Source organism: Pollutimonas nitritireducens, assembly GCF_002849615.1.
In the GTDB taxonomy this organism is placed as follows: Bacteria; Pseudomonadota; Gammaproteobacteria; order Burkholderiales; family Burkholderiaceae_B; genus Pollutimonas; species Pollutimonas nitritireducens.
In genome coordinates this window covers 185,595-208,330 of record NZ_PDNV01000002.1, presented here as the reverse complement: position 1 = coordinate 208,330, position 22,736 = coordinate 185,595, and the positions used below count along the sequence as shown (strand labels likewise).

At 57.7% G+C, this 22,736-nt stretch carries 23 protein-coding genes and 1 tRNA gene; 14 read left to right on the top strand and 10 right to left on the bottom strand.

Going from position 1 to position 22,736, the window contains the following annotated elements:
- Positions 1-13 precede the first annotated feature (13 nt).
- The 5 genes from CR155_RS03400 to CR155_RS03375 form a co-directional block, all read right to left on the bottom strand.
- Entirely contained in the window at positions 14-757 is a 744-nt protein-coding gene (locus CR155_RS03400) for a YggS family pyridoxal phosphate-dependent enzyme (protein ID WP_102068590.1), read from the bottom strand.
- Between the two features lie 73 nt (positions 758-830).
- The gene (locus CR155_RS03395) at positions 831-1,829 is read right to left on the bottom strand and encodes an LLM class flavin-dependent oxidoreductase (protein ID WP_102068589.1); all 999 of its coding nucleotides are present in this window, start codon (positions 1,827-1,829) and stop codon (positions 831-833) included.
- A 44-nt stretch (positions 1,830-1,873) separates the two neighbouring features.
- Positions 1,874-2,632 (bottom strand): alpha/beta hydrolase family protein, encoded by a 759-nt coding sequence (locus CR155_RS03390; RefSeq protein ID WP_102068588.1) that lies wholly within the window; start codon positions 2,630-2,632, stop codon positions 1,874-1,876.
- On the bottom strand, positions 2,622-3,749 hold the full coding sequence (locus tag CR155_RS03385; protein WP_102068587.1) for a DUF3182 family protein: 1,128 nt from the start codon (positions 3,747-3,749) through the stop codon (positions 2,622-2,624). Before CR155_RS03385 ends, CR155_RS03390 begins: the two co-directional genes overlap by 11 nt.
- A 305-nt stretch (positions 3,750-4,054) precedes the next feature.
- Positions 4,055-4,567, bottom strand: coding sequence for a PRC-barrel domain-containing protein (locus CR155_RS03375; protein WP_102068585.1), 513 nt, complete (start codon positions 4,565-4,567; stop codon positions 4,055-4,057).
- Between the two features lie 155 nt (positions 4,568-4,722).
- Here CR155_RS03375 and CR155_RS03370 point away from each other — a divergent pair, with 155 nt between their 5' ends.
- A complete protein-coding gene (locus tag CR155_RS03370; protein WP_143705172.1) occupies positions 4,723-4,869 on the top strand; it encodes a lmo0937 family membrane protein in 147 nt (48 codons plus the stop codon).
- A 297-nt stretch (positions 4,870-5,166) separates the two neighbouring features.
- Here CR155_RS03370 and CR155_RS03365 read toward each other — a convergent pair whose 3' ends face one another.
- Entirely contained in the window at positions 5,167-5,937 is a 771-nt protein-coding gene (locus CR155_RS03365) for an IclR family transcriptional regulator (protein WP_102068583.1), read from the bottom strand.
- Between the two features lie 125 nt (positions 5,938-6,062).
- Between CR155_RS03365 and CR155_RS03360 the strand changes: the two genes are divergently transcribed.
- From CR155_RS03360 to CR155_RS03350, 3 genes are all read left to right on the top strand, one after another.
- Entirely contained in the window at positions 6,063-7,031 is a 969-nt protein-coding gene (locus CR155_RS03360) for a Bug family tripartite tricarboxylate transporter substrate binding protein (protein WP_102068791.1), read from the top strand.
- Positions 7,032-7,114: 83 nt separating this feature from the next.
- Positions 7,115-7,786: a 3-oxoacid CoA-transferase subunit A gene (locus CR155_RS03355; protein WP_102068582.1), complete on the top strand. Its 672-nt coding sequence runs from the start codon at positions 7,115-7,117 to the stop codon at positions 7,784-7,786.
- A complete protein-coding gene (locus tag CR155_RS03350) occupies positions 7,783-8,421 on the top strand; it encodes a 3-oxoacid CoA-transferase subunit B (protein WP_102068581.1) in 639 nt (212 codons plus the stop codon). The genes CR155_RS03355 and CR155_RS03350 overlap by 4 nt, the downstream gene beginning before the upstream one ends.
- On the opposite strand, the gene CR155_RS03345 is transcribed toward CR155_RS03350, so the two are convergent.
- Positions 8,422-9,216: an RNA methyltransferase gene (locus CR155_RS03345; protein ID WP_102068580.1), complete on the bottom strand. Its 795-nt coding sequence runs from the start codon at positions 9,214-9,216 to the stop codon at positions 8,422-8,424.
- 106 nt (positions 9,217-9,322) lie between these two features.
- Between CR155_RS03345 and CR155_RS03340 the strand changes: the two genes are divergently transcribed.
- From CR155_RS03340 to CR155_RS03330, 3 genes are all read left to right on the top strand, one after another.
- Complete coding sequence (locus tag CR155_RS03340; protein ID WP_102068579.1) at positions 9,323-10,114, top strand: inositol monophosphatase family protein; 792 nt, start codon at positions 9,323-9,325, stop codon at positions 10,112-10,114.
- Between the two features lie 76 nt (positions 10,115-10,190).
- Complete coding sequence (locus CR155_RS03335) at positions 10,191-11,771, top strand: TerC family protein (RefSeq protein ID WP_102068578.1); 1,581 nt, start codon at positions 10,191-10,193, stop codon at positions 11,769-11,771.
- The gene (locus tag CR155_RS03330; RefSeq protein WP_102068577.1) at positions 11,764-12,636 is read left to right on the top strand and encodes an undecaprenyl-diphosphate phosphatase; all 873 of its coding nucleotides are present in this window, start codon (positions 11,764-11,766) and stop codon (positions 12,634-12,636) included. Before CR155_RS03335 ends, CR155_RS03330 begins: the two co-directional genes overlap by 8 nt.
- Position 12,637: 1 nt before the next feature.
- Here the strand turns inward: CR155_RS03330 and CR155_RS03325 are convergent, their stop codons facing one another.
- The 3 genes from CR155_RS03325 to CR155_RS03315 form a co-directional block, all read right to left on the bottom strand.
- Positions 12,638-13,408 carry a UDP-2,3-diacylglucosamine diphosphatase gene (locus CR155_RS03325; protein WP_102068576.1) on the bottom strand — a complete coding sequence of 257 codons (771 nt, stop codon included), beginning with the start codon at positions 13,406-13,408 and terminating at the stop codon, positions 12,638-12,640.
- The gene (locus CR155_RS03320; protein WP_102068575.1) at positions 13,401-13,916 is read right to left on the bottom strand and encodes a peptidylprolyl isomerase; all 516 of its coding nucleotides are present in this window, start codon (positions 13,914-13,916) and stop codon (positions 13,401-13,403) included. Before CR155_RS03320 ends, CR155_RS03325 begins: the two co-directional genes overlap by 8 nt.
- Before the next feature lie 157 nt (positions 13,917-14,073).
- Positions 14,074-14,847: a tetratricopeptide repeat protein gene (locus CR155_RS03315; protein ID WP_102068574.1), complete on the bottom strand. Its 774-nt coding sequence runs from the start codon at positions 14,845-14,847 to the stop codon at positions 14,074-14,076.
- A 166-nt stretch (positions 14,848-15,013) separates the two neighbouring features.
- Here CR155_RS03315 and cysS point away from each other — a divergent pair, with 166 nt between their 5' ends.
- The 7 genes from cysS (at position 15,014) to CR155_RS03280 (ending at position 22,668) form a co-directional block, all read left to right on the top strand.
- A complete protein-coding gene (gene cysS, locus CR155_RS03310; protein WP_102068573.1) occupies positions 15,014-16,462 on the top strand; it encodes a cysteine--tRNA ligase in 1,449 nt (482 codons plus the stop codon).
- A gap of 8 nt (positions 16,463-16,470) precedes the next feature.
- Positions 16,471-17,118 carry a DNA-3-methyladenine glycosylase family protein gene (locus CR155_RS03305; RefSeq protein ID WP_102068572.1) on the top strand — a complete coding sequence of 216 codons (648 nt, stop codon included), beginning with the start codon at positions 16,471-16,473 and terminating at the stop codon, positions 17,116-17,118.
- A gap of 36 nt (positions 17,119-17,154) precedes the next feature.
- On the top strand, positions 17,155-18,120 hold the full coding sequence (locus tag CR155_RS03300; RefSeq protein WP_102068571.1) for an acetyl-CoA carboxylase carboxyltransferase subunit alpha: 966 nt from the start codon (positions 17,155-17,157) through the stop codon (positions 18,118-18,120).
- Between the two features lie 8 nt (positions 18,121-18,128).
- Entirely contained in the window at positions 18,129-19,205 is a 1,077-nt protein-coding gene (tilS, locus tag CR155_RS03295) for a tRNA lysidine(34) synthetase TilS (RefSeq protein ID WP_102068570.1), read from the top strand.
- A 50-nt stretch (positions 19,206-19,255) separates the two neighbouring features.
- Positions 19,256-20,527 carry an aspartate kinase gene (locus tag CR155_RS03290; RefSeq protein ID WP_102068569.1) on the top strand — a complete coding sequence of 424 codons (1,272 nt, stop codon included), beginning with the start codon at positions 19,256-19,258 and terminating at the stop codon, positions 20,525-20,527.
- Positions 20,528-20,653: 126 nt separating this feature from the next.
- Positions 20,654-20,746, top strand: a tRNA-Ser gene (locus CR155_RS03285).
- Positions 20,747-20,868: 122 nt separating this feature from the next.
- Entirely contained in the window at positions 20,869-22,668 is a 1,800-nt protein-coding gene (locus CR155_RS03280) for a DUF6538 domain-containing protein (RefSeq protein WP_233213873.1), read from the top strand.
- Positions 22,669-22,736 lie beyond the last annotated feature (68 nt).

Genomic DNA, 22,736 nt, shown 5'->3' with positions numbered 1-22,736 from the left:
CCTCTCCGATCGATCAACGCGGCGTTTTTTCAGGCCAATAGTAGGCGTCGCCGTAAATGCGCCCACCGAATATGGCCGTGCCGATCCGCACTTCGGTCGAACCTTCTTCAATGGCAATCTCGAAGTCGCCGCTCATGCCCATGGACAGCCGTCCTAGGTCGACGCCGTCGATGCCTTCGTGCTGCGTGCGGTCACGCAACTCGCGCAAGGTGCGAAAACACGCGCGAACGGCATCCTGGCTGTCGATGTTGATGGCCATGGTCATCAGGCCACGTACTCGCAGGGTCGGGGTGTCACGGGTGATGCTGCGCAGGAATGCCGGCAGCTCGTCCGGCGGCAATCCATATTTGCTGGGCTCGGTCGAGGTCTTGATTTGTACCAGTACGTCTATGGAGCGTCCTTCATGCTGCAGTCGCTTGTCCAGGGCAACGGCCAACTCCATGCGGTCCAGCGACTGTACTTCCGCGGCCAGGCGCGCCACATCTTTTGCCTTGTTCGTTTGCAGGTGGCCGATCATGACCCAGTCGATATTGCAGTCGGCCAGTATCTCATGTTTTGTGCGGATTTCCTGCACCTTGTTTTCGCCAAATCGGTGCACTCCCAGCCGTACTGCCTCGCGTATCGCTTCTTCGCCGAAGGTCTTGCTAACCGGCAAAAGTGCAACCGAGTCAGGCGGCCGTCCGGCGCGAACTGCTGCCGCGCGGATACGGGCCGTTACGTGAGCAAGGCGGTCGGCAATGGAGCTTTCGTCGGTCATGTTGGCATACCCTGAAATGATTGCCGCCCTGTAGGCCAGGGCGGCGAAGAAGCTGCAATGCCATTGTAGACCGCTACGTGGATGACATGAGCGACCGGTGAACTTGGGCAGTGATCTCATAGGAACGCAGTCGCGCCGCATGGTCGAACATGTTCGATGTGATCATCAATTCGTCGGCGCCGGTCTTGTCCAGGAAGGCCTGGAGCTGGATCGCGACGGTATCGGGCGCGCCAATCGCCGAGCACGACAGCACGTGTTGCAATAGATCCTGGGCTTGCGGGCCAATTTTGTCCAGGTATCCTTTTTCAGGCGGTGGAAGCCTGGAAGGACGACCGCTGCGCAGGTTGACAAATGACTGCTGCCACGAGGTCGCGAGAAATTGCGCCTGCTCGTCGGTATCGGCGGCGAATACGTTGAATCCAAGCATGACATAAGGCTTTTGCAACCGTTCGGATGGCTTAAACGTACTGCGATACAGCTGAATGGCCTGCATCATTTGCTGGGGGGCGAAGTGAGAGGCGAAGGAGTAGGGCAGTCCCAGTGCCGCTGCCAACTGCGCGCCAAAAAGGCTGGAACCCAGTATCCAGATTGGCACGTTCAGACCTTTTCCCGGAACCGCCTGTACCGCTTGCCGCGGTTCATCGGACAGGTAGTCCATCAGCTCGACGACATCGCGAGGGAATTCGTCGGCGTCGGAAGCGAGGTTGCGACGCAGGGCCCGCGCCGTGATTTGATCTGAACCGGGCGCCCGGCCTAAGCCGAGGTCGATACGCCCGGGGAAGAGCGATTCGAGCGTGCCGAATTGTTCGGCAATGACCAGCGGCGAGTGGTTGGGCAGCATGATGCCGCCCGCGCCGACGCGAATGGTGGATGTACCTGCCGCGACATGTCCTATCAGTACCGCGGTGGCCGCACTGGCTATTCCGGGCATTCCGTGATGTTCCGCCATCCAGTAGCGGTTATAGCCCCATTGCTCGCCGTGCTGAGCAATGTCCAATGTGTGGCGGAACGATTCCGCGGCAGTGCTGCCTTCGGTGATCGGGGAAAGGTCGAGTATGGAGAATGGAGTCATTTCGACTACATGGGGTTGCCGGCCGGTAAATCAATGCCTGATGTTCAAAACCTTGGGGGTCGAGCCCCGACGCGGGCGCCTACTACCATCTCGGTAATCCAGCTTATCAGGATCGAGGTATAGGCTTGTTGGCACGCCTTTTCGCTCAGGGCATGGTCAGCTCCGTCGACCACGCGGTGCGTCAGCGAATGCGAATTGCGAAACGCGGCGCGGTAGCTCATGATCGTGGCATGCGGAACCAGGTGGTCATGTTCGGATTCAACCAACAGGACGTCCCCTCTGAAGCCTGCGCATGCGGCAAGTGCGCGGTTCTCTTCGGGGGTAACGGGTGCGCCTCTGTACACGGCAAGATCTTCGCGGTTCAGTTGCCGTTTAGGCACAGACCACTCGGCATCCCGGTATAAGGAAGGAACGCGCAGCGATAACCACTTGACGGGTCGCAGGGTGGTCAGGATGGTGGACAGGTAGCCGCCGTAACTGGTGCTGACGACGGCGATGGCCGAGGTGTCGATGGCGGGATGCTGCGCGAGCAGATCGTAGGCGGCAATGATATCGCGCAGATTCTCTTCGCGGGTCACCGTCTGCTGGCGGGCGGAACCTTTTTCGTGACCGCGCAAATCGAAAGTGAGGCATACGCAGCCCAGCCCGGCTATGCCGCGGGCGCGGTCCAGGTCCCGTTCCTGGCTGCCGCCCCAGCCGTGCACAAACAGGACGCCGGGAACTCTGGCCCGAGGGGCCAGGAAGGTACCGGCGATGTGCTCGTCCTCGACCACTATTTCGACAGAAGTGCTGCTAGTTCCCATAGGGTTCCACCGTCACGTATTTCCTTATCAAACCCAGATCCTCATCCTCGCCTCGAAATACTTCCACGGCATTGGCCGGCGGATCCGCCTTCTCGCCAAAAAGCTCGATGGTGCTTGCGCGGACTTGCTGGATGTCCGCGTGGGCCTGGAACACCTCGAGAGCCGCAATCTCGGCGCTGCTGGCGCCTCCGGAACGCCAGGATTGCTCCAGCACCCCGACACGCAGTCGGCCCTGCGCATCCATGCCACCCGCAACATCATAATTTCGCCGCGAGGCGATCAAATCGGCAAAGCAGTCCGAAGCGGCCTGGTCGTATGTTTTCGCCATGGCGATTGCGTCGCGGAAATCATCCGGAACATCCAGTTTCTGAAGCGCCTCAAAATCGCCGCGCCGGATGATGAGATCCGATCCGCCGTACACCCATACGCCGTGGTTGTCGGTCGTCAGTCGCTGGGTACCCACATAGCTGGCAACCATATTGGCCACACGGACCTGGCCGACACTGTAGGTCTTCACGTCGTCCAGATGCTCCTCAAGCACCACGCCGCAATCGGAAAGGCGCTCCGTGTCAAGCCCATGCAGCGCCTGGTCCAATTCGTCGGCTGTCGAAACCAGGACCTGCCCGCGTCCCGCAGTCGCGTGTACCGGCTTGACGCGCAACTGGCCATGTTGCAGCAGTTCCAGACCGGCCCGGCGCGCGTCTTCCAGGGTGAAGCCGGTATATCCGCGCAGGACCGCGTCTCTTACCCGTCGACCGAAGTTGAGCGACCATCCCGGTGGGGCATAGGCATTGTCCGCCAGCAATGGATGAGTGATCGCCTTGGTCGGAACAAAGGCATGAGGCGCAACGCCCCCAAAAAGATCAGTCTCGGCCCTGACGCCCAGGGCACGGGCCGCAGCAAGGCCGATGAGCGTGTCGCTCGGAAGAAGGTACAGGCGGCCGGAGTACGACTTTGCAGATTCGTACTGTCCTTCAAATTCAAGACCCAATAATCGGGCAATACGTTTGCCGAGTTCGAAATGCACCGCTTTGTCATGCTGCGGCTCATGTTCGCGTGCGGCATAAACCAGTACGACTCCGCCGGGGGTATGAGATACGTCATGGCTTCCACCCATGTGTTCACGCCGCCTCGCTGGACGAACTGGTTCCTATCGAAACCAGGCCAGTTTCCGGCGTTCCGTCTGTGGGAGCATCGTCATCATCTGGTCTCCCTGGATTGGAAGCTTTGTTCCTCGAACCTCTATTGACGGACGTGCGCGGTTCGGGAGGTTTTGTGACGCCTACGTCATGTCCCGGCGTGATACCCGCGGGGTCTATAGATGGAAACTGAGGTTGGGTTTCTTTTTTGGTCATGACCATTCCTTGCGGCAAGAAAAAAATGGCAGGCGTATCCATCCGCCTGCCTGCCTACCGACTCCTGCTATTTAGCGACTTCTACCTTGGGAAGTGCCTTGAGTTGGTCTTTCGTGTAACCGGTCAGGGTCAGCTTGTCGTCCGCCTGAGTGACTTTTTCGAAAGGGATGGCTACATCATGCGTGCCCATGCCGAGAAAGCCACCGGCCCCGATCACGTAATAGACAGCCTTGCCGTCGTCAGCGAGGATCACATCGGTGATTTTTCCGACTTTTTCACCGTTCTCGTTGTGCACCTCTTCACCCATAATCTTGTGCTTCACGCTCCAGCCCGTAATTGCCTGAGTCATTTCGGCTTTGTCTGATGCACCCGCGGCGCGGGATTCTGCCGCCGGGGCGGCATTGCTACCCGTTGACGCGCCGGCTGGCGTGGAGCTCGACGGAGGAGTGGCAGGTGCTGGTGTGGTCGTGCTTCCCGTCGTGGAGCTGCCGCTGTCGGCGGGTGGCGTCGTCTGGGCATGCACGGCTGGAAGCATTAATAGGGATGCTGAACATGCTGCGATGGTAAATAGACGTTTCATTTGATTTCCTCAAAGTTGGACAGGTATGAGCAAGGTAGCAACTAGCGTGCCGCGCTCCGACGTTCGGTGTGGGCACGATAGTTGCTGTCCGAGCTATGCCATCGTATTCATGAAGAAGTGCGATGCGCCAACAAGAACTTATTAAGGGAAAGCCTATGCTCTATACCATTGCAGTAATCTTGCTCGTCCTCTGGCTTTTGGGCCTGGTCACGTCATACACGATAGGCGGGTTCATTCATATTCTTATCGTGGTCGCAATTGTGATGGTTTTGGTGCGTCTGATTAGCGGTAGAGCTCCGTAGTCGGGCGATTATCTGAATAGCGGCCAGGGTGAGCACACGGGTTCAAACGGGTGCTCACCCTGGGCAATTCTGGCTCATTTTTTATAGCCCATTGATTTTTATGGGTAATTAGACGTAAGTCCCAGCTTGTCCTCGGACTTGTCCACAGGCAGCGGGGATAATTCACGGAAAAAATCCAGCGCTTGGCGTAATTTCACCCACGCACGGAAACCGGCTGAATTACATAGGCTTATCTGAGTAGCTACCATGTTGTCCTCGCAGTTATCCACAGAAGTCGTGGATAACATGTCAGCTCGATCAGGTCTTTGCAGCGATCGTTTTCAAGCCATCTTGTATCAGCTTTGCGATCTCGCGTTGCCGCGGTGATGGCATGCGTTCGGTAATGGCCGTCACGCTGATGGCCAGATAAGGCTGCTTGCTGGAGTCGTAAAGGGCGCAGCCCACGCCGAGTGCCCCGCGCACCGCATAGTTACCCACCACCGCATAACCTCGCGTGCGAGTGTTTTGCACCAATTGCCTCATTTCGCGCTCGGTCATTCCGCCGTATTGCTCGAGGCGGTCGCTATTGTGTGCAATGGTTTTCTCCACCGTGTCGTCATCCAGCCCGGCCAGCAGGGCCATGCCTCCCGAACCTACGCCCAGCGGCTGGCGCTTTCCCGCAAACGTGGCAAGAATCTGCACGGGATACGCGCCGATTTCCCGCCATAAGCTGAGCGACTCATGGCCCTCGCGTACAACAAGGAAAACCGCGTCTCCGGTAACCGACGCCAGGTTCTTGAGAACCGGTAGCGCCAGTTCGATGCGAGGATCCTGCCCGGGTTCTGACACTGCGCCATTCTGGGTGGCCGCATAGCGCTTGCTGCCGCCTACGTTTCTGGCGAATCCGCCTTCGACCAGGGCGGCGAGCAGGCGGTAAATCGTGGGCCGCTGCAAGCCCGTAATGCGCGCCAGGCCGGTAACGCTTACGCCGCTCTCCGGACTTTGCTGCAAGGTCCTCAGCACCTGGAGTCCACGTCGCAACGTGCGGGGCCCAGAAGCTGGGCTGTCGGTATTTGGTAATGTGTCCACTGAATGTACGAGTAGGTTGGAAAAAAATGAAAAATAGGAGAAAATGCGAACACCATTATAGAACTGTCCGTAACATGGACACTATCAATCCGGAGGACACATTGAAGATTCAATCCAAATTCAAGATGAGCGCCAAGGCTTTTGCCGCCAGCGTACTATTTGCCGGCACGGCAGCATTCGCTTCCAGCGCATTAGCGGCTTATCCTGAAAACCCTATTCGCATGATCGTCGGCTTTTCTGCAGGCGGCACCACTGACGTGGTCGCGCGTATCCTTGGCAAGGAAATGGGTGACATTCTCGGTCAGCCCGTCGTGGTAGAAAATCGCCCGGGTGCAGGCAGCAATATCGCCACTGAAATGGTCTCGCGGGCGAAGCCCGACGGGTATACCTTGTACATGGTGGCCGTAACCGCTGCCATCAACCAGACCTTGTACAAGAACCTGCGCTTCAACCTGGTTGACGACTTCACCCCGGTCGCTTTGGGCGTTCGCGTGCCTAACGTATTGGTTGTCAATCCCGAGCTTCCGGTCAAGTCCGTGAAGGAATTGGTCGAGTACGCCAAAGCCAATCCGGGAAAGCTGAACTTCGCGTCGTCGGGCAGCGGCACGTCCATTCACATGGCGGGCGAGCTATTCAAGCAGCTGACCGAGATCGACGCAGCGCACATCCCTTACAAGGGAAGCTCACCAGCGCTGACCGACCTTATTGGCGGGCAGGTGCAATATATGTTCGACAACATGCCGTCGGCATGGCCGCATGTTGAATCCGGCAAGCTTCGCGCCCTGGCTGTCACAACTGAAGAGCGTACAAAGACGGCACCCGACCTGCCTACCATGCAGGAGTCGGGTTATCCTTCCTTCGACGTATCCTCATGGTTCGGCGTGATCGCCCCCAAGGGTACTCCTGACGATATCGTGAACAAGCTCAACGCCGCCATTCAAACGGCTTTGGCGAAACCCGAAGTACAAGCTCGCATGGCAGGCCTGGGCGCTGTGCCGGCCAAGACGACACCTGCGGAGTTCGGTACCTTCATCAAGTCTGAAGTGGACAGCTGGGCGAAGGTGGTCAAGGCCTCCGGTGCCACCGTCGACTAATACTATATATATGGACGAAATGGCCGACCGCTGGTCGGCCATTTTTCATGAAAGTTCTTTATTACACAGAAAGTGGATGCAGAATGATTTCCAAAATAATTGACAGCTTGCGTGAGGCACTTTCCGATGTTCCCGATGGAGCTTGCATCATGGTGGGCGGTTTCGGCCTGGCCGGGCAGCCCAGGGAATTGATTGATGCACTGCTGGACCAAGGTGCGAAAGACCTCGTCATCATCAACAATAATGCCGGCAACGGCGATACCGGACTGGCTGCCCTGCTCGCCGCAGGACGCGTACGAAAAGTCATCTGCTCCTTTCCACGCCAAGCTGATTCACATGTGTTCGACGCCTTGTATCGGGCCGGCAAAGTCGAGCTTGAACTGGTTCCGCAAGGAAACCTGGCCGAGCGCATACGCGCCGGCGGCGCCGGTATTGGCGCATTCTTTACGCCCACCGGCGCAGGTACGTTGCTGGCCGAGGGCAAAGAGCAACGCACAATCAATGGCCGCGATTACGTGCTGGAATATCCCCTGCATGCCGACTACGCGCTGATAAAGGCCTTTCGCGGTGACAGGTGGGGTAATCTGGTGTATCGCAAAACGGCCCGCAATTTTGGCCCCATTATGGCGACCGCCTCGCGCATCGCTGTGGCGCAGGTCGACGAAATTGTCGAATTGGGTGCGCTGGACCCCGAAGCGGTCGTGACGCCCGGTCTCTTTGTTCAACGAGTGGTAGCTGTAGGAGCCGCAAAATGAAGCCTTTCAACCGCGAACAGATGGCAGCCCGCGTGGCGCTAGACATCCCGGAAGGCAGTGTCGTAAACCTCGGCATCGGCCTGCCTACCAAAGTCGGCAATTATCTTCCGGCCGACCGCGAAATCATCCTGCACAGCGAAAACGGCGTGATCGGCATGGGACCGGCTCCGGAGCCGGGAGCCGAAGACCCGGACATGATCAACGCGGGCAAGCAGCCAGTCACATTGCTGCCCGGCGGCGCTTTTTTTCACCATGCCGACTCCTTCGCCATGATGCGTGGCGGTCACCTGGATATCTGCGTGCTCGGCGCGTTCCAGGTGTCCCGATCCGGAGATCTGGCCAATTGGCACACGGGCGGTCCGGACGATATTCCCGCAGTAGGTGGGGCCATGGACCTCGCGATCGGTGCGAAATCGGTTTACGTATTGATGGAATTGCTGACGCGGCAGGGCGAAAGCAAGCTGGTAGAGCGTTGTACCTATCCGCTTACCGGGCTTGGCTGTGTCTCGCGCGTCTACACCGACCTGGCCGTATTCGAACTCAAGGATGGCCAGGTGATGCTCATCGATGATCTGGCAGGTGCAGGTATTGCAGAACTCTCGCGCCTGACTGGCTTGTCCCTGGTTGCGGCCTGATCACTGTTTTCTTGCCGTCTTTATCATGGCGGTGCACAGGCCCCGCAGCATGTCGACCTCGTCCTGGCTTAATGCATTGCGGCCGAACAGGTGGCGCATTCTGGGCATCAGTTTTTTTGGGTGTTCCGGGTCCAGAAAACCGACTGCCACCATGGCCTGCTCCCAGTGGGTCATGAGCGCCTGGATTTTCCCGCTCGTGGCCGGCTCGCTGCCTGCTTCGGCCTGTCCGTCCGTGACCGGCAGCAGTGGCAACGTTGCGGCGACTACCAGGGCATAGCGCAATTCCCAGGCCGCCAGCTGCAAGGCCTGGGCCACATTCAGCGAGCTATAGTCGGGATTGGCCGGAATGTGGCAAATGCGCTGGCACAAGGCGATATCGTCGTTGGTCAGGCCCGACCTTTCCGTGCCCAATACGATAGCCACCTTGTTGTTGCTCTGTCGAAGGTGGTTGCAACTTATATCGGCTGCCACGCGAATATCGCAGGGCGGAGGGCCTATCATACGGGCTCGCGCGGTCAGAGCGAAGGCCATGGTCACAGGAGCCAGTGCCTCGTGTAATGTTGGAACGATGGTCACGGCGGCCAGTACGTCGGTCGCCCCGCTGGCCAGGGATTGTGCTTCTGGCAGATCCAGCACATCAGGAAAGCGTGGGGCCACCAGGCACAGGTCGTGAAATCCCATTGTTTTGATCGCGCGGGCGGCTGCGCCAACATTCCCGGGGTGGCTGGGGCGGACCATAATGAAGCGAACGCGGGCAAATGCATTGGCCGTTTCGGAGGAAAACGTCTGAGTCATTTAAAATAGATGGTTTTTAATGTTTATTGCCTGATTTTTTGCCTATCCAGGCGGTCTGATTCGGCTGTGCCAGGCACTGACAGTCTTTTGTTTACTACGGAAATTTATGCACCCGATGCTCAATACCGCCATTAAGGCGGCTCGCCGTGCTGGCGCCATAATCAACCGCGCCAGCCTCGACCTGGAACGCCTGCAAGTGGCACGCAAAGGACCTAAGGATTATGTCACGGAAGTCGATCATGCCGCCGAAGAGGCCATCATCGATATTCTACGCACGGCCTATCCCGATCATGGCTTCCTGGGCGAAGAGTCCGGCACGCATCTGGCCAGCGGGCAGACCATCGATACCCAGGCGGATTTCCAGTGGATCATCGATCCGCTCGACGGCACGACCAATTTCATCCACGGCCTGCCCATTTATGCCGTGTCGATAGCCTTGGCACAAAGAGGGCAAGTCACCCAGGCAGTCATCTACGATCCTTCCCGCAATGAGCTGTTCACTGCCACGCGCGGCGGGGGGGCTTTCATGAATGACAGGCGGGTTCGCGTGTCGGGCCAGACGCGCTATCACGACGCACTGCTGGGCGCCCATGTGCCCGGTTCGGCAGGTGTCATTGGCACCAGCACACGCTATGCCAGCATGCTGTCCGACTGCGCTTCCGCGCGTCGGCTTGGTTCCACGGTACTCGATCTTGCCTACGTGGCCAACGGGCGCCTGGATGGTTATTGCGGCGTTAACCTCAAACCCTGGGACCTGGCGGCAGGCGGATTGCTGATACTGGAGGCAGGGGGCCTGATCGCCGATTTCGACGGCGAACAAGAATGGATGAAAAGCGGTAGCGTGCTGGCCGCCACACCCAAGATCTTCACACAGATGCTGGGCCACGTCCGGGCCTGATACACCGCCACACCGGCCGTGGCGTTTGCTCCAGCCTGTGTTTTTTGCATCGCTGCTTGCCTTACGGAGCTTATAGATGGAATGGATGCTGGACCCATCAGCCTGGGTCGGCTTGCTTACCTTGGTAATTCTCGAAATTGTCCTGGGTATAGACAATCTGATTTTTATCGCCATTCTTGTCGAAAAGCTGCCGCCTGCACTGCGCGATCGGGCCCGCATATTGGGTTTGTCGCTGGCCCTGCTCATGCGGCTGGTGTTGCTGTCGGTCATGTCATGGCTGATAAAGCTGACGGACCCCCTTGTTGCTCTCGGTCCGATGAGTTTTTCCGGTCGGGATCTGATCCTGATTGTCGGCGGGTTTTTCCTGCTTTTCAAGGGCACGCTCGAGCTGCACGAGCGCGTCGAAGGCAAGATGGTGCATGCTTCCGGCGCTCGCATGCACGCGAGCTTCTGGGTCATCGTGACCCAGATCGTCATTCTTGACGCTGTTTTCTCCATTGATGCCGTCATCACGGCCGTGGGCATGGTTGATCATTTGTCCATAATGATGATCGCAGTGACCATTGCCATCGGCGTGATGCTGGTTGCGTCCAAGCCCCTGACGCGTTTCGTCAATGCGCATCCCACCGTTGTCATCCTGTGTCTTGGGTTTCTTCTGATGATCGGCTTCTCGCTGCTGGCCGAAGGCTTTGGTTTCACGGTCCCCAAAGGTTACCTCTACGCTGCGATCACCTTTTCGGTTTCGATCGAAATGCTCAATCAGGTGGCAAGACGAAATATGCGCCGCATCGAGACAAAACGGCCATTGCGCGAGCGCACTGCCGAAGGGGTGATGCGCATGCTGGGCAAGCGTCCCTTGATGGGGCCTGAACCTCAGCAGTCCCACACCGAGGAGACTCCCCCGGTGTTTGGTGATGAAGAACGCTACATGGTCAGCGGTGTGCTCACCCTGGCCGATCGGTCCATCAATTCGATCATGACACCCCGCACGGAAGTTTCCTGGATCAACCTGGATGATGATCCGAATCAACTGCGCGAGCAGATCGCCAAGGCTCCGCACAGCTTCTTTCCGGTATGTCGGGGGTCGCTTGACGAGGTCATAGGCATAGGCAGGGCCAAGGAGATGATCGCCGATCTGTTGACACTGGGCCATGTGCGCCTTTCGCGCCTGCGTGATCCGCTCTTTGTACATGAATCGATCGGCGTCTTGCGCCTGATGGATACGCTCAAGCGTTCAAAAGGCCAGCTCGTGCTGATCACCGACGAATTTGGCGCCATCGAAGGCGTGGTCACGCCCATCGATGTGTTCGAGGCGATTGCGGGCGAGTTTCCCGACGAGGACGAGACTCCGGATATTGTCGTCGAAGGCGAAAACCGCTGGCGTGTCGATGGGGCGGCAGACCTGCACCATCTGGAGTTGCTGTTAAACACCGACGACCTGGTGGACGACGAAGAGGGGTATTCGACCTTGGCGGGTTATCTGCTGGAGCGGTTTGGCCATTTACCGGGGCCTGGCGACAGTTGTGAGCTGCGCCAGAGCCACGCCACATTCACATTCACGATATTGCGCCTGGACGGTCGCCGCATAGCGACGGTACAGATCGAGCGCACTTATCATCAGACTGACGATACAAACGATATGAGCGAGCATGACTGAGAGTACATTGTTTCTGATCAAGGCCCTTTTTCTTGGGCTGATGGAAGGTTTCACCGAATTCATTCCCGTTTCAAGCACCGCCCACCTGCTGCTTATAGGCGAATGGATCAATTTCTCATCCGGCAGCGACAAAGTGTTCGAAGTCGTTATCCAGTTCGGATCAATCATGGCGGTCATCTGGATATTCCGGGCGCGGGTATGGCAACTGATACGGGGCACGCTGACCGGTGATCGCAGCGAGGTGCTGTTCATGCGCAATCTGCTGATTGCGTTCCTGCCCGCCGCCGTCATTGGCGCCGTCATGATCAAGTACATCAAGGCCTTGTTTCATAACCCGGGGGTGTTCGTGGTCACGTTGATTCTGGGCGGCTTGATCATGCTATGGGTCGAACGCAAGCCTCAGTATTCGAAGCACGGTCGAGGCGGCACTATCCTGGCCAAGGACGACAGCGTGGCGTCGCAGCATGCCACGGCGCTCACCCTGGAACAAATCACCTGGCGCCAGGCATTGATCGTCGGGTTTGCGCAATGCCTGGCCATGGTGCCCGGCACGTCGCGCTCCGGGGCGACCATCATCAGCGGCATGATGGCGGGCATACAGCGCAAGACGGCAACTGAGTTTTCCTTTTTCCTGGCCATGCCAACCATGTTGGCGGCAACGGTGTACGACCTGTACCGCAACGCCGGGGCATTGTCCAACACTCAGATGGAAGCCATCGCGGTAGGCTTCGTGGCCGCCTTTGTCAGCGCCTTGATCATTGTGCGTGCGGTCCTGCGCTTTGTCTCGAAAAGAACGTACCGGCCTTTCGCGTGGTATCGCATTGGTCTGGGTTTTGTCGTGCTTGCCTGGCTTTTTTTGCGTTGAATCACCAGTCCTGCTGATGCAGCACCGTGCCGTTGCAATCGATGCTGACCCAGCCGGCCCGCGGGGGCTCGCCATGGTCGTAGTCCCAGTCGGGCAGCACAATACGCTGACGGAGCCTGCCACCGACGGTGTGCTGGTGTACGGCCGGCCGGTGGGTATGCCCATGCACCATCGTATCGACATCGTATTCCATGAAGGCCTGCTCGACGGCCCGCGTTTCCACGTCCATGATCCGTGCCGATTTATTACGGTTTGCCGCCATGCTGCGTTGCCTGGCCCAATCCGCAATGCCGCGCCGTAGCGTCAGGCTTAATGCAAGGAATGCCTTTTGTATGAAAGGGGTTCGCACGATCCGGCGAAAGCGCTGATAGCTTGCGTCCGCGGTGCAATATTCGTCACCATGCGAAAGCAGGACATGGCCGTAGTCAGTATCAAGGCAAACTCTGTCGGGTAGCAGTTGCGCACCCACTCGTTGAGCCAACGCATGACCGATCAGGAAGTCGCGATTGCCTCGCCCGATCCATAAGGGAGTGGTCGTGGAGAATTGGCCGAGCTTGTCCAGGGTACGCAGAAGCCAATCGGGGGGCGCCGCCTGTGCAAAGTCGTCGCCAATCCAGGCATCGAAGATGTCGCCGCATAAAATCAAGGCATCCGCATTGGCACATGCCTTGTCCAGGAAATCATGGAAGGCGATTGCCGTTTTGGGTGTCTCCGGCCCCAGATGAATATCCGAGGCCACCCATACAGTTCCCGCCAGGGATAGCTTATTCAACGACCGTTGCTTTCTCGATGATGACGTCTTCGACGGGGACGTCTTGGTGGAAGCCCTTGGTGCCGGTTTTCAAGCCCTTGAGCTTGTCGACCACTTCCGTGCCTTCGATGACTTTGCCGAATACGGTATAGCCCCAGCCGTTGGGAGTGGGCGCGGTGAAATTCAGGAAGTCGTTATCGGCCACGTTGATGAAGAACTGGGCAGTCGCCGAGTGCGGGTCAGATGTGCGTGCCATGGCCAGCGTGTAGCGGTCATTCTTCAAACCGTTGTTCGCTTCGTTTTCAACGGGCGCGTGCGTTTGCTTCTGCTTCATGTCGGCGTCAAAACCGCCGCCCTGGACCATAAAGTTGTTGATGATGCGATGGAAGATCGTGCCGTCGTAGAAACCTTCATTGACATAGGTCAGGAAGCTTTCAACGGTCTTGGGGGCTTTTTCGGCGTTCAGTTCGATGATCAGGTCGCCGTGGTTGGTTTGAAGCTTGACGTGTGGAGTTGCTGTTGTGCTCATGGGCTCACCTTGATTAGGAGTTGAAGAGGCTGCCTGCGCGACGCTACCCAGGCACAGGGCGAGCGAAGTTGCGCAAGCGATGCTGACGGTACGTAGCGTTGGACGCGACGTACCAGTTAGAAACGAAAGAGGAAGCGTGATGTGCAAAGTAAGTTTCCTAGCGGTTGTTTTTCAGGAGTTCGGTCGTTGCCCGGGCCTTGCCGCCGGCATCTCCGATGCCCAACTGCGCGGCGCTTTGAAAAGATTGGCGGGCAAGCATAAGCTGCACTTCGCCCATATTGGCCTGGGCGGTCGCGTAATTCGGGTTGGCTGAAAGCGCCATGGCCAGAGCGTCGCGGGCCATTTCAAGCTTACCTTGTTTCACATATTCGGCCGCAAGGTTATTCCATGGTTCGGGAAGCTCGGGATACAGCGTGGTCATCTCTAGGTAGAGGTCGATGGCTTCGGCCTGGCTGCCCAATGCGGCCAAGGCGCGCCCCCGCAAGAACATCAACTGCACATCGCTGCCAAGGCCGCCCTGGGCGTCCAGCTGGGCCGCGCGCTTGTTGATGACCTGGAGTGCTTCACGGGTTTCGCCGCGATCGATCATGGCAGAGATGCGCGAGGTGATTTCCGAAGGCGTCAACGGTATCTCGGTGTCCACGCTGGGGGTGATTGCCTCGAGCAGGCGGGCCAGCCCCTTCCATCCGCCTTCGGGTGGTTGCGTATCGTTGAAGAGCTTTTCATTGGCGGTTTGCGGCTGCCGTCCCATTTCGATCAGGATGCCGCCTGATGACGAGAAAGCAGGCGCGTCTGGACCGGCGTCGAGCGTGGCGTTAAGATCGACATGTGGCTCGAGGCCGGGCACGAGCGTCTGGGCACCGGCAGTCTGTACCGACAGCCCGCCCGTAAACAGAGCGATCGCTAATACAGGACAATAAATTCGAAACACAGGTTATGCACCTATACGTTAGGGTGGGAGGGTGGTATAGCATCAACGCTTGCTATACTTATCGACCGCCATTTTAGCCATGCTTTACGTTTAGCACCCAGTTTACTGCAAGGGGATTTGCATTGAACTGGCGTCCAATCGTATTTATTTATAGACAAAATCGTACATGCTGCACATTTATAACACCCTTTCCCGGGGCAAAGAGCCACTGAAAACCGTAGATCCCGGCGAGGTGCGCATGTATGTTTGCGGCATGACGGTTTACGATTTCTGCCACCTCGGGCACGCTCGCATGCTCGTCAGTTTTGACGTGGTGCAACGATGGTTGCGCGAGAGCGGCTACAAGGTCAAGTACGTGCGCAACATCACCGACATCGACGACAAGATCATTCGCCGAGCGGTCGAAAGTGGACGTCGCATGAGCGAAGTGACGTCGTTCTACATCGATGCCATGCACGCCGACGAGCGCGCACTGGGCGTGGCGGCGCCTGATTTCGAACCGCGCGCCACCGACCATGTCGGTGAAATGCTTGGCATCATAAGGCAGCTCCAGGAGAAAGGGCTGGCCTATCAGTCTGACGATGGCGACGTGAATTACGCAGTGCGCCAGTTTCCCGGCTACGGAAAATTGTCGGGAAAGTCGCTTGACGATCTCCGGGCCGGAGAACGTGTCGCAGTGTCGTCCGGCAAGCGCGATCCCCTGGACTTCGTGCTTTGGAAATCGGCCAAGACCGACGAGCCACCCGAATCGAAATGGGAATCCTCGTATGGCTTGGGACGACCGGGCTGGCATATTGAATGCTCGGCCATGAGCAAGTCGTTGCTGGGCTTGCCGCTGGACATACACGGCGGTGGCCCGGACCTGAAGTTTCCCCATCACGAAAATGAAATCGCCCAGACCGAAGGCGCATTCGGCGGCACGCTGGCGTCTATCTGGATGCATTGCGGTCCATTGATGGTCGATGCCGACAAGATGTCCAAATCGCTGGGAAATTTCCGCACGATACGAGCCACCATCGCCGCCGATGCCTCGGTTCCAGAGGACCAGGCCGTCTACCAGCCCAATGTCCGCGAAGCTGAAATGCTGCGCTTCTTCATTGTTCGGAACCATTACCGCAGTCCACAGAATTATGCGCCCGACAATCTGCTTGACGCGCAGAATGCGCTGGACAGGCTGTACCAGACATTGCATAACGTGCCGCCCGACCAGGTCGATATCGACTGGGCCCATCCCGGCGCACAGGCATTTCGCGCGGCCATGGACGACGACTTCAACACATCGGGCGCGGTTGCCGTCTTGTTCGAATTGTCGTCAGAGGCCAACCGTACAGGCTCGGGCGACGTGTCCGGGCTGATGCGTAAACTGGGCGGCTTGCTGGGTCTGCTGCAAACCAACCCGGCCCAGTATCTGCAGTCATCCAGCCGTTACCAGCGCGGCAGCACCACACAGGAATCCTTGTCCAACGAGCAGATCGAGGCACTGATCACGGCCAGGTCGTCAGCAAAGCAGCAGCGCGATTTTGCCGAGGCGGACCGTCTGCGCGCCGAGCTCCAGCATGTCGGGATCGAACTTGAAGACAAGGCCGGCGGCGTGACCCAGTGGCGTCGCGCCTAGGAGATGCCATGCCAGAAACCACAATAGTCATCAAAGATAAGCCCGAGTTCTGGGATGAAGCGTCCATCCAATTGATGGGCCGCGACCGGATTCTGAAGAAGCTTATTCCCCGACACAAGTCCGAATGGTTGGCGCCGTCGGCCACGCCATTCATCACTTTGGCCAGGGCGATCATTGGGCATCAGTTGTCTGTTGCCGCGGCCGACGCCATGTGGTTGCGCTTTACCGACGCTTGCGGTCGTCAGCCTACGCCGCGATCGGTACTCAAGCTGGCCGAAACCGATGGCAGCCTGGCCGGCCTGTCGAAACGCAAATCCGTGTACATTCTCGACCTTGCCACCCATTTCGCCGATAAAAAGGTAAAGCCCGCTTCGTGGGGCACGATGGACGATGAAGCTGTCATCGCCGATCTGTGCGCCATCCGCGGGATAGGGCGGTGGACCGCCGAGATGTTCCTAATTTTCAACCTGCAGCGCCCGGACATTCTTCCTTTGGACGATTCCAGCCTGCTCAAGGCAATTTCGCTACACTACTTCAGCGGTGAGCCTGTTTCACGTTTCGAAGCCCGGGAAGTTGCCCAGGCTTGGGCGCCGTGGCGCACAGTGGCTACCTGGTACTTATGGCGCAGCCTCGACCCGGCTGCGATACAGTATTGATCCAAGCGAATGCCTTAATCTGGATACCAAGCTCTTATGCGTAATACCTTCCTGGAATTCGAACAGCCTTTGGCCGAACTCGAAAACAAAATCGAGCAATTGCGTTTTGTTCAAACCGATTCCGCCGTCGATATATCGGAAGAAGTCGGTCGCTTGCAACAAAAGAACCAGACGCTCGCCAAAAGCATTTATTCCAAGCTGACACCCTGGCAGACGGCGCTGGTGGCACGCCACCCGCAGCGGCCCTACACCATGGATTACGTGCGTGAGATCTTTACCGATTTTCACGAGCTGCACGGTGATCGCATGTATGCCGACGACCAGGCCATCATCGGTGGTCTGGCGCGTTTCAACGGTACGCCCTGCATGGTCATCGGCCACCAGAAAGGCCGTGATACCAAAGAGCGCGCCATGCGCAATTTCGGCATGCCGCGTCCCGAGGGCTATCGCAAAGCGCTGCGCCTGATGCGGGTGGCGGAGAAATTCCGGCTGCCGGTTTTCACCTTCGTCGATACACCGGGCGCCTACCCGGGTATCGGTGCGGAAGAACGCGGCCAGTCTGAAGCCATAGGCCACAATTTGTATGCCATGGCCGAGCTCAAAGTGCCCATCATTGCCACCATCATCGGCGAAGGCGGTTCGGGCGGTGCGCTGGCCATTGCCGTTGGCAACGTCGTCATGATGTTGCAATACGCCACGTATGCGGTCATATCCCCGGAAGGTTGCGCGTCCATTCTTTGGCGCAGCGCCGACAAGGCGTCCACCGCCGCCGAGGCCTTGGCCATCACGGCACCGCGACTCAAAGACCTGGGCCTGATCGACCGCATCGTCAACGAACCGGTCGGCGGCGCCCACCGTGATCCCGTCGTCATGGCCCGCCAGCTTAGCCGCGCGTTGTCGGATTCGCTACGTCAGCTATCGGGCATGAACCCCGATCAGCTTATTGAACACCGCCTGCAGCGCTTGATGTCTTACGGCCGCTTTCAGGAAAACGCTTCCTGAAGCTCGCCATGCCCAGTGATGATTTCTGGAAGGGCTTCGGTTCGGCCAGCCTTCTCCGGGCCGTGGCTGACGCATTGACTGCCTTGCCGCAGCCGTCCGAACGGATTGCCGTGGCGCTCAGCGGCGGCACCGATTCCGCGATGCTGGCCGTGCACGCGGCCATCCTCGCCCGCCGCAGGAAGTTGACCTTGCATTGCTTTCATGTGCATCACGGTCTGCAAGAACCTGCCGCACAGTGGCAGGCCCACGTTCATGATTTGGCGCATTGGTTGCAGATACCGTGTCACAGCATGCTGGTACGCGTGGATATGTCCGCCGGCGTGGGCATGGAGGCGGCGGCGCGCGATGCACGCTATGAAGCCCTGCGTTCCATGGCCGTCCAGACCGATGTCGAACATATATTGCTGGCGCATCATCGCAACGATCAGGCGGAAACCGTAATGTTGCGCCTGTTGCGCGGGTCTGGCCCGACCGGCCTGGCTGCCATGGCGCCCACCATGAAACGCCATGGAATGACGTATTTGCGGCCCTGGCTCGATATCGATAGGGTGGCCATACTTGAGCAGGCCAGTCAGTTCTTTACGGTCAGCGGCTGGGCGCCGGTGGATGATCCCAGTAATGTCAACGACAAGTACACGCGCGCGGCCGTGCGTGAGCGCCTGGTGCCGGCGTTGAACGAACGCTGGCCAGGCTGGCAGCGCAATGTCGTGCGCCATGCGCGTCAAAGCGCCCAAGTTCAGGAGGTGCTGGATGAGGTTGCTGCCCAGGATTTTGCCGGGCTGTCACCGACAGACAATGCCGGAAGCTTTGCGCTGGCCGGATGGCGCCAGTTGTCGCAGGCGCGCCAGGCCCTGGTGTTGCGTTATTGGCTCGCGCTGCATGGGTTGCGCATGCCGACCGACGCACGATTGCAGGATGTCATGCGTCAGTTGCGCGGCCTTCACGCCATGGGCCACGACCGGCAGATGCAGGTAAAGCACGGCGCGGTATGGATACGTTGTGTCCAGGGGCGGGTGCTGCTCGACATCGACCCGACCGGCCCTGTTTTCCTGTCGACAGAAAACAGTAATGTTGAAAAACGTTAAACTAATAGACTTTGTCTATCTGACAGTGTCCCTTTAATACAGAGTAGAAGATGTCCCTGATTGTTCACAAATACGGCGGCACGTCCATGGGTTCGGTCGAGCGCATCCAGAACGTGGCACGACGCGTTGCCAAATGGCATGAAGCAGGCCATCAGGTCGTTGTGGTTCCCTCCGCCATGTCAGGTGAAACGAATCGCCTGCTGGGGCTGGCCAAGGAAATTTCCCCGCAACCCGACGCGCGCGAGCTCGATATGCTGGCTTCCACTGGCGAGCAGGCCAGCAGCTCGCTGCTGGCCATGGCGCTGATATCGCAAGGCGTACCGGCACGCAGCTACACCGGCTGGCAAGTACCCGTACGTACCGATTCATCGTTTACCAAGGCGCGCATCAAGTCCATCGACGATGCGCGGATCCGCAGCGACCTGGAGTCAGGTCGCGTCGTCATCGTGACCGGGTTCCAAGGTATCGACGACGATGGCAACATCACGACACTCGGGCGGGGTGGTTCCGATACATCGGCAGTCGCCGTAGCGGCCGCCATGGGCGCTGCCGAATGCCTCATCTTCACCGATGTCGACGGCGTGTATACGACCGATCCGCGCGTCGTGCCTGAAGCGCGGCGCATGTCAGTCATTTCGTTCGAAGAGATGATGGAGATGGCGTCGCTTGGATCCAAGGTTCTCCAGATCCGTTCCGTCGAGTTCGCCGGCAAGTACCGCGTGCCTGTGCGCGTCCTGTCGTCACTCACTGACCCCCTGATTCCGCTCGAAGAAGAAATGGCTTCGGGCACCCTTATCACTTTCGAGGAAGATCAAAAAATGGAAGCCGCCGTTGTATCGGGCATCGCCTTCAGCCGTGACGAGGCCAAAGTTACCCTGCTGGCCGTACCAGACACCCCGGGTGTGGCCTATTCGATTCTTGGTCCGGTTGCCGCGGCCAACATCGATGTCGACATGATCCTGCAGAATCAGTCCGTGCAGGGCACCACAGACTTTTCCTTCACCGTGAATCGCAACGACTTCGCGCGCACGTTGGATCTCCTGAATAACCAGATCGGGCCCGCCGTCGGCGCAGGCCAGATCGTTTCCGATGACAAGGTGTGCAAAGTTTCCATCGTCGGTATCGGCATGCGCAGTCACGTAGGCGTCGCAAGCCTGATGTTCCGCACCTTGTCAGAAGAGGGCATCAATATACAAATGATCAGCACGAGCGAGATCAAGACCTCGGTCATCATCAACGACAAGTACATGGAATTGGCAGTGCGCGCCTTGCACAAGGCCTTTGGACTTGATTCCGAGAACGGCCAGGTAGCGAAGCCGTAAGCGTCGTTGCGTTGATTTTCTAGTGTTTTAAACTGCCATTCAGCGACGAATTTTCTGATGATCGAGCCTTGCAGGCGGGGCATCGGAAAAAATGAAGTTTTATCGTGCTAGAATGGCGGCCTGTTCGGAGACGTGGCCGAGTGGTTGAAGGTACTCCCCTGCTAAGGGAGCATGCGGCTTATACCCGCATCGAGGGTTCGAATCCCTCCGTCTCCGCCAAGATGTGCCAAACCCCTTGAAATGCCAGCAGATGCTGGAATTGCAAGGGGTTTATTTTTTGTATGGTACAAAAGCGGGTACAAAAAGCGGTACAGACCGCAAAGAAGGAAGGGAATGCGGCCATGGACGAAATCACCATGCCACAGTTCATGTCTAAGAACCCGCGCGGAACAGGTTATCAGTTTCGACGCGGTGTGCCCGCTGATGTTCGCACTAGCATCGGTAAGCGAGAGTTCAAGCTTGCGCTCGGCGGAAATTTTCAGGTAGCTAGTCAACGTTGCAGAGAGCTTGCCGTCGAAACTGACCGGCAAATTGCAGCCGCTCGCGCCAGTAATACCAGTCAGCCAGTCGTCACCGGCGAAGCAAGGCAGGCGAGTGCACCGAATGTGTTGTTGACTGAGGTTCACGAAATCGACTCCGACTTCATCGCGAAATTGCACACTACGGTTATCGAGCAGGTGCGCCATGGCGATAAAAATCAGCGTTATCGTGGGCGTGAAGCGATAAACGTGCCCGAGAAACTACAAGAGATAGAAAGGATCAGAAACTGGGCCGCTATGGCACGTAATGGCGACAAGATAGCCGTTGAGGGGTGGTCGGGTATGTTGACCAGCACACTCAAACGTAATGGCTATCAGCTCGCACAAGCGTTGCGCGGGTCGCAAGAAGAACGCATGCTTCTAATTGAATATGCATCCGCTTATCGTGATGCGCTAGACACCCTGGAATCAGAGTATTTAGGTAAGAATTCGCCAGCGGCATTTTCGGGCATGACGCTCAAGCGCCCTGCACTGGAACCTGCGCCGACGCAAGACGTGCTTCGGCTGTCAGCGGCGATCAACGAGTTTCTTGCGAATCTGCCACCAGAAAAGCGATCTGTGAACGAAAAGCACGGTTTTGTGCTCCCGGCGTTTCTTGAAGTGGTTGGCGATATGCCCATTACGGAGCTGCGACAATCCCATGTGAAGGACTTTCTGTTGACCGTGCAGAAGCTTCCGCCGCGTTGGTCGGAGCTGCGAAAAAGAGATAACAAGAGCATACGATTGCTGGCCAGCCAGGAATGGCCTGAAACCTTGGCGTTGAGTACGTATGAGGGCACGTATTGCTCGTCACTGCGCACGTTTATCAAGCGTGGGGTAGCAGATTGGCAAGACGTTGGGTTTCCTACGGCGCTAACGACCAATATCAGTTATTTGGGTTCTCGCACCAAGGTTGAGCGCAAACAACGTGCTCTGCGGACGCATGAGATTCAGTCGATCTTCTTCAATAGCCGGATGGAGAAAATCGTGCGCAGTCCTGAAAAGGTACATAAGTTTTGGCTTCTTGCGATTGAACTGTATACCGGTGCGAGGGTGCGGGAAATTTGTCAGCTCAATCCCCAATATGACTGGGGCGAAAAGAATGGTATCTGGTGGTTGCGAATTACCGACGAGGTGGGTGCTAAATCGGACCCGGATGTTATTAAGTCGGTGAAGACGGGTAAGCCGCGCACGATTCCGATGCATGCGGAGCTGGTCCGCATAGGGCTTCCAGGTTATTTGGAGTCTTTAAGGAAAAAAGGCGCACGGAGGCTTTTTCCATCATGGGCTCCAACCCAAGGCGATGCAGGTGCTGCGCCCGGTAAGTGGGTAGCGAATTATTTGCGTAGTATTGGTATTCATGGTGTCGCCAACGAGTTGGGCAATGCGGTGCGTGGATCGCACACATTCCGCCACACGTTGCTTACTCATGGACGAAAGAACAGCGTGAACCTCCGGTGTATCAGCGGCCATCACGAGAAGTCGGACAATGAGGTTGCCGACGGGTACGAAGACGAAACCATGCTGCTTAAATTGGCTGACATGGTGGTCCGTTTGAAGGAATTGAATTACGGTGTAATGTTGCCCGTGCCAGCTGGTCCGGCCGGCAGTCTTGCTAAGTAAGTTTCTCCTTAATAGCCTAATTACCCGCGCATTCTGAACATTAAGTGACAAAGGGCCTCCGTATGTGG

Excerpts from the sequence above, each read along its gene's own strand:
- CR155_RS03400 (WP_102068590.1), bottom strand. The coding sequence starts at position 757 with ATGACCGACGAAAGCTCCATTGCCGACCGCCTTGCTCACGTAACGGCC.
- CR155_RS03395 (WP_102068589.1), bottom strand. The coding sequence starts at position 1,829 with ATGACTCCATTCTCCATACTCGACCTTTCCCCGATCACCGAAGGCAGC.
- CR155_RS03390 (WP_102068588.1), bottom strand. The coding sequence starts at position 2,632 with ATGGGAACTAGCAGCACTTCTGTCGAAATAGTGGTCGAGGACGAGCAC.
- CR155_RS03385 (WP_102068587.1), bottom strand. The coding sequence starts at position 3,749 with ATGGGTGGAAGCCATGACGTATCTCATACCCCCGGCGGAGTCGTACTG.
- CR155_RS03375 (WP_102068585.1), bottom strand. The coding sequence starts at position 4,567 with ATGAAACGTCTATTTACCATCGCAGCATGTTCAGCATCCCTATTAATG.
- CR155_RS03370 (WP_143705172.1), top strand. The coding sequence starts at position 4,723 with ATGCTCTATACCATTGCAGTAATCTTGCTCGTCCTCTGGCTTTTGGGC.
- CR155_RS03360 (WP_102068791.1), top strand. The coding sequence starts at position 6,063 with ATGAGCGCCAAGGCTTTTGCCGCCAGCGTACTATTTGCCGGCACGGCA.
- CR155_RS03355 (WP_102068582.1), top strand. The coding sequence starts at position 7,115 with ATGATTTCCAAAATAATTGACAGCTTGCGTGAGGCACTTTCCGATGTT.
- CR155_RS03350 (WP_102068581.1), top strand. The coding sequence starts at position 7,783 with ATGAAGCCTTTCAACCGCGAACAGATGGCAGCCCGCGTGGCGCTAGAC.
- CR155_RS03345 (WP_102068580.1), bottom strand. The coding sequence starts at position 9,216 with ATGACTCAGACGTTTTCCTCCGAAACGGCCAATGCATTTGCCCGCGTT.
- CR155_RS03340 (WP_102068579.1), top strand. The coding sequence starts at position 9,323 with ATGCACCCGATGCTCAATACCGCCATTAAGGCGGCTCGCCGTGCTGGC.
- CR155_RS03335 (WP_102068578.1), top strand. The coding sequence starts at position 10,191 with ATGGAATGGATGCTGGACCCATCAGCCTGGGTCGGCTTGCTTACCTTG.
- CR155_RS03330 (WP_102068577.1), top strand. The coding sequence starts at position 11,764 with ATGACTGAGAGTACATTGTTTCTGATCAAGGCCCTTTTTCTTGGGCTG.
- CR155_RS03320 (WP_102068575.1), bottom strand. The coding sequence starts at position 13,916 with ATGAGCACAACAGCAACTCCACACGTCAAGCTTCAAACCAACCACGGC.
- cysS (WP_102068573.1), top strand. The coding sequence starts at position 15,014 with ATGCTGCACATTTATAACACCCTTTCCCGGGGCAAAGAGCCACTGAAA.
- CR155_RS03305 (WP_102068572.1), top strand. The coding sequence starts at position 16,471 with ATGCCAGAAACCACAATAGTCATCAAAGATAAGCCCGAGTTCTGGGAT.
- CR155_RS03300 (WP_102068571.1), top strand. The coding sequence starts at position 17,155 with ATGCGTAATACCTTCCTGGAATTCGAACAGCCTTTGGCCGAACTCGAA.
- tilS (WP_102068570.1), top strand. The coding sequence starts at position 18,129 with ATGCCCAGTGATGATTTCTGGAAGGGCTTCGGTTCGGCCAGCCTTCTC.
- CR155_RS03290 (WP_102068569.1), top strand. The coding sequence starts at position 19,256 with ATGTCCCTGATTGTTCACAAATACGGCGGCACGTCCATGGGTTCGGTC.
- CR155_RS03280 (WP_233213873.1), top strand. The coding sequence starts at position 20,869 with ATGGACGAAATCACCATGCCACAGTTCATGTCTAAGAACCCGCGCGGA.